We start from the raw sequence: 5,976 nt of genomic DNA on the forward strand, positions 1-5,976 counted from the left end.
GCGAAAGCCTCGTTCGGCGACGACCGGGTGCTGGTGGAGAAATACGTGACCACGCCGCGCCACATCGAAATCCAGGTGTTCGGCGACAAGCACGGCAATGTGGTGCACCTGTTCGAGCGCGACTGTTCGGCGCAGCGCCGGCACCAGAAGGTGATCGAGGAAGCGCCGGCGCCCGGTATGCCCGATGAGATGCGGGCGGCGATGGGTGAGGCTGCGGTGCAAGCCGCCAGGGCGATCAACTATTCCGGTGCGGGAACAGTGGAATTCATTGTCGACGCCAGCGAGGGACTGAAGCCCGACCGGTTCTGGTTCATGGAAATGAACACGCGGCTGCAGGTGGAACATCCGGTGACCGAACTGATCACCGGGCTTGATCTGGTCGAGTGGCAGATCCGTGTGGCCTCGGGCGAGCCGCTGCCGCTGGCGCAGTCTGAGCTTGCAATCAACGGCCACGCGGTGGAAGCACGGATCTATGCCGAGGACGCGGGCAAGGGCTTTCTGCCCGCCGTCGGGCGTCTGGTGCATCTGAAATTCCCCGATGGCGATATCAGGGTAGATGCCGGAGTTCGGGCGGGTGACGAGATCACGCCATTTTACGATCCGATGATCGCCAAGGTGATTGCACATGGCAAGACCAGGGCCGAGGCGCTGGGCAAGCTGGCGGGCGCGCTGGGCCGCACCGAGATCGCAGGCACGGTGACCAACACGGCGTTCCTGGCAAAGCTTTGCCGGGATGCCGATTTTGCCGCCGGCCGGCTCGACACCGGCCTGATCGATCGTAATCTCGCCAGTCTGTCGGTGATCGAGGCCGCGCCGGACGCCATTGCTGCGCTGGCGGTGCTGGCGGCGTCGGGCATGATTCCGGCTCATGCGGCGGCAGATGATGCGGCAAACGCCATCGGACCGTTCGAGATCTGGGGCGCACCGCGGCGCAGGGTGGTGCTCGAAAATGGCGGCGAAGCCTTGAATTATCAGGTCGAACGCTGCGGCGCCAATCACTGGCGGGTTTCGGGGAGTGGGCTTGAGACAGGGACCCTCAATCTGGAAGCCGTGTCGAGTGCGGGAGCGGATTGGGCGTTTCGCGCCGACGGTGTGTCACGGCGCTGCCGCGTGGCGCAATCGGCGACCAGCGTGGCGGTGTTTTACGAAGGTCTGACGCATCAGTTCGGCAAGCCGCTGGGCAAACGCAGCGATGATCTGGCGGCGGGCGGCGATCAGGTGATCTCGGCAATGCCGGGCATCGTCAAACATGTGCTGGTTGAGGCGGGGCAAAGTGTCAAATCCGGCGATCCGGTGGTGATCATGGAAGCCATGAAAATGGAAATGACGCTGACTGCGCCGCGCGACGGCGTTGTCGACGAAGTGATGGTGGCGGTTGGCGCTCAGGTGACGGACGGGGTCAGCCTGGTGACGTTAATGGCCGCAGCGGAAGCCGCCTGACCGAGGAGGCCGGCGGTTAATTCGAATGCGCAGGCAGAAAATCGCTGCCTGATGGTTGAAGCTGTGCCTGACGTGCGCCACATTCAAGCGACTCCGGGGAAACTCAGAACAGGACTTTTGATGACCGAAACACCTGAAACCGTGCTTGAATTCTGGTTCAACGAACTCACGCCTAAACAGTGGTTCGTCAAGGACGGGGAGGTTGACCGGCACATCACGGAACGGTTCGCCGGTTTGCATCTGGCGCTGTCGCGACTGGTTCCGCCGGAATGGCGTGCATCGCCCGAAGCGCGGCTGGCGCTTGTGATCGTGTTCGATCAGTTTCCGCGCAACATGTACCGCGGCTCGCCGCTGTCATTCGCTACCGACAGCATTGCCCTCAAGGCGGCCAAGGCGGCAATTGCGGTGGGCGCCGACGCGGCTGTGAGCGAAGAACGCCGGATATTCTTCTACATGCCGTTCGAGCATGCGGAAAACATAGCTGACCAGGATCGCGCGGTGGCGCTGTGTGAGGCCTTGGGCAACGAAAACTATCTCGATTTTGCCCGTCAACATCAGACAATCGTCGAACGTTTCGGGCGGTTTCCGCATCGAAACTCGATCCTGGGGCGGACCTCGACACCGGAGGAGGAGGCCTATCTTGCTCAACCCGGTGCGGGATTCTAGCTTGCACACCAGCCATATTCCCGTCCGGTACGGTTAGCAGCAGAGGCAAATCCAGCAAGCGTGCGAGAAATGGGGTCGGACCCGGACTTCATGCCAACTCAAATCGATTCCGGTTTGACCGCTTATGCGCTAATGATGACCCGGGCTTTGCAACGCGATAGGAATTGCATGCGTTTTGACTGGTTGATCTCTGTCGTGATGGCTGGCCTGGTAATTGCAGGATCGGTGTCCGCCGCCAGTTCCCAAACCGTGGATCCGGCGCAGCTTCCAGTCGTGGAGCAGCCGGCTCCGGTTGCACCAACCACCCCTGTGGCTGCGGCCAAAGACGGTGCGCCGGCCAATATTGCTGTGTCGCCGGCAATCGTGGCCGCGGAAGAAAAGCTGACTGCGGCAGAGGCCAACATAGCGCGGTTGAGCAAGCGTGTGGAGGAAAGCGCCGACAATGACGACACCCTGGTCGAACTCAAGCTCGAAATCGAGACGCTGTCCCGCAGCATGCTCGATATCGGGGTTTCACTTCGGCCTAGGCTGACTGAAATCAAGGCGCGGACCGAGCAGCTCGGCGCCGCGCCGGCCGAAGGTGAGCCGGCTGAACCCGATGCCATTGTCGAGGAGCGAAACCGGCTTGCCGCCGAGCGTGCGCAGATCAACACGCTAACCGGCCGGGCTGAAAATGTGGCGGTCAAGGCTGCCAATCTCGGTGACAGGATCACGGAAACGCGCCGGGAGCTTTTTTCCACGACCTTGTTAAAGCGCACGGAGCTGGGGCCGACGATGCTTTCGGACGCGCTGATCGCCGTGGACGGTGAGGTCAACAACTTTTTCCGTATCTACGGATCCTGGCTGAAATTTGTCTGGGCGTTCAAGTGGCATGCGTTGCTGGGATGGCTGTTTTTCTCGCTGCTTGCCGGGCTGGTATTCGTGTCCGGTGCCTACAGGTTGTTTGGCGGCCTGATTGCCCGTGATCCTGATCTTGAAGATCCGCCCTACACCAGCCGGTTGTCGGTCGCATTCTGGTCCACCATCATACCCACTGTTGCCATGACTGTGCTGGTTGGCACTGTCTATGTGCTGGCCGAGAGCTTTGCGATCCTGCGGGCTGACGTCGCGCCGGTCATAGGCAGCGTGCTTGTGATCATCGTTGCGGTTTTTTTTGTTGGCAAACTTGCTCGCGGGATACTGGCGCCGCGCATGCCGTCCTGGCGGCTGGTTGATTTCTCCGATGGCGGAGCGCGGGTGCTCTACCAGCTCGTCCTGGCGCTGGTGATCGTCAATGGGCTTGATTATGTGGCCGGGCAACTTAGCCAATCGCTTGGCTCTCCGGTGGTGCTTACAGTCTCCAAGAGCGTCATCTCGGTATGCTTGATGGCGTTCATCCTGATCGGGATGGCGCTGGTCAAGCCGATGCTGTCCAAATCCGGTGATCCGTCCGATCCGGGGCAAGCCTGGCCAAGGGTTGTTTCGGTGACGTTGCTGATTGGTGGTGTCGGACTGCTGGCAACCATCGCCTTGGGCTATGTCGGGCTCGCCCGGTTTGCGGCAACCCAGATTGTCGGCACCGGTGCCATCCTGACAACCATGTATATCGGCTATCTTTCGGGCAAGGCGATCTCCGAGCCGGATGCATTCGCAGATACCATCGTCGGCCGTTGGATCGAAGCGCGGTTCGGGCTTGGCGCTGTCGGCCTGGAGCAGGCGGGGCTTGTTGCCGGTCTGCTGATCAGTGTTCTGGTGCTGTTGCTGGGTGTGCCGATGATCCTGCTGCAATGGGGATTTCAGGTTCAGGACATTGAACTCTGGTTTTACCGCATTCTGACTGAAATCCGCATTGGCGGCATCACCATCTCGCTGGTCGGGATCTTCTTTGGCGTGGTGCTGTTCATTGTCGGTTTGCTGGTGACACGCTGGTTTCAGGGCTGGCTTGATGGCAATGTGATGTCGCGCGGGCGGATGGATACAGGCGTACGCAATTCGATCAAGACAGGGATCGGTTATATCGGTGTCGCCATTGCCGGGCTGATCGGTGTTTCAGCCGCCGGAATTGATCTCTCGAGCCTGGCGCTGGTTGCCGGGGCGTTGTCATTGGGTATCGGCTTCGGGCTCCAGAACATAGTCAGCAATTTTGTCTCCGGCCTGATCCTGCTGGCAGAGCGGCCGTTCAAGGTTGGCGACTGGGTGGTGACAGGCACCACGGAGGGGTTTGTCAAGAAAATCTCGGTGCGCGCCACCGAGATCGAAACATTCTCGCGGCAATCGATCATCGTGCCGAATTCCGAACTGATCAATGCACCGGTGGGCAACTGGACCCATCGCAACAGTCTTGGCCGCATTGATGTTCCCATTGGCGTGAGTTACAGCGCCGACCCGCGCAAGGTGATCGAAATTCTCAACGAAGTCGCCAACAGCTGCGAGATGGTTATGAGCAATCCCGCGCCCGTGGTCTATTTCGCGGGTTTCGGGGATTCGTCGCTCGATTTTGAGGTGAAGGCCCATCTTGCAGATGTGCTGGGCGGACTTTCGGCGCGGACTGAACTGCGCCTGCGCATCTTTGAACGGCTGAAGGCCGAGGGCATCGAGATTCCGTTCCCGCAACGCGATCTGAACATCAAGATGAACGATGACGACACACCGGTAGCAGTGCTTAAGGAACAACTCGTTGGGACAAAGGGCACGACTGCGAGCAAAACCGCGGTTTCCGACACTTCGAGCCCCAAACCGGCTGCCGGGAAGAAGGTCAGGCAGAAGCCGCAATCCAGGGCCCGACAGGATTCGATGGAAGACGGCTCCGGTCCGGATGGGGGTGACCGGTGACGCAAATCCGTTCAGACTGCATTCAGTTTTGCGATGCTAGAAATGCATCCATACCGGACCAACAGCGGTTCGACAGAGTTTAACAGGGAGCGGCGAGTCCGCCGAAGACCGATGAAAACAACACTTTTTGGTTTGATTATGAGCGTGGCGATGATCGGTGGCGCTGCCGCTGCAACCGTCACCAACAAGGATGCCCAATCCCAGGTGCTGATTGTTACCGAAAACGGCAACAAGATCGACGTGGTGGTCGAGCCTGGCGCGACGGTGAATTTCTGCCCGGGAGGCTGTTTTGTGACAATGCCGTCGGGCGACCGCGAAACCCTTGCCGGCAGCGAGAGCATCGACATCGTCAATGGCGGCGCGGTGATCAAGTAATTGCCTACCGTAAATGTTGCGGGCCGGTTCCCCAAGGGGTGACCGGCCCGTTGCAATTTTGTTGCATGATCTCAAATCTACGGCCAATGATTTGCGATGGACAAGATTCTCGTTTCTGCCTGCCTGTTGGGAAGCCCGGTGCGCTACAATGGCTCAGACCGGTTGGTTGATCATTCCCTGATGGCGCTCTGGCGGGAGCAAGGGCGCATCGTGCCGCTTTGCCCCGAAGTTGCCGCCGGATTTCCGACACCCCGCCCGCCCGCTGAAATCGAACCGGGATTGCTGAGCGATGATGTGCTTGCCGGCAAGGCCCTGATTTTTGATGACACCGGAGCCGATGTGACGAGCCCGTTCCTGCTGGGGGCGGAGATCGCGCTGGACGTTGCGCTGTCACAGGGATGCCGTTTTGCTCTTCTGACAGATGGCAGTCCCTCCTGCGGGACTTCGTTCGTCTACAGCGGACGCTTTGACGGTGCCGCGCGTGAAGGCAACGGAGTGGTGGCGGCGCTGTTGTCGCAAAACGGCATAGCGGTGTTTTCGGAAAGCCAGATCGGGCAGCTTGCCGAGACGCTGGACCAACCGTCCTGAAAGGCCTTGCGGATGTTGCCTGCTTGCGGGGTCTGCCCTGTAGACCCTGGCCGGTGTGCCACTGGTCGTCCAGCATAGCGATAATGTCGTAGACAG

At 60.1% G+C, this 5,976-nt stretch carries 5 protein-coding genes; all 5 read left to right on the forward strand.

Going from position 1 to position 5,976, the window contains the following annotated elements; translation table 11 throughout:
- A partial coding sequence (locus ABJN75_RS02025) for a biotin/lipoyl-containing protein (RefSeq protein WP_348436368.1) occupies window positions 1-1,440 on the forward strand: 1,440 nt, incomplete at its 5' end.
- 120 nt (window positions 1,441-1,560) lie between these two features.
- Window positions 1,561-2,106 carry a DUF924 family protein gene (locus ABJN75_RS02030; RefSeq protein ID WP_348436370.1) on the forward strand — a complete coding sequence of 182 codons (546 nt, stop codon included), beginning with the start codon at window positions 1,561-1,563 and terminating at the stop codon, window positions 2,104-2,106.
- Between the two features lie 168 nt (window positions 2,107-2,274).
- Entirely contained in the window at window positions 2,275-4,917 is a 2,643-nt protein-coding gene (locus tag ABJN75_RS02035; protein WP_348436372.1) for a mechanosensitive ion channel family protein, read from the forward strand.
- Between the two features lie 111 nt (window positions 4,918-5,028).
- Window positions 5,029-5,292 carry a hypothetical protein gene (locus ABJN75_RS02040; protein WP_348436374.1) on the forward strand — a complete coding sequence of 88 codons (264 nt, stop codon included), beginning with the start codon at window positions 5,029-5,031 and terminating at the stop codon, window positions 5,290-5,292.
- A gap of 96 nt (window positions 5,293-5,388) precedes the next feature.
- Entirely contained in the window at window positions 5,389-5,880 is a 492-nt protein-coding gene (locus tag ABJN75_RS02045) for a DUF523 domain-containing protein (protein WP_348436376.1), read from the forward strand.
- Window positions 5,881-5,976 lie beyond the last annotated feature (96 nt).

It is taken from the genome of Hoeflea sp., assembly GCF_039975035.1.
Taxonomy (GTDB): domain Bacteria; phylum Pseudomonadota; class Alphaproteobacteria; order Rhizobiales; family Rhizobiaceae; genus Hoeflea.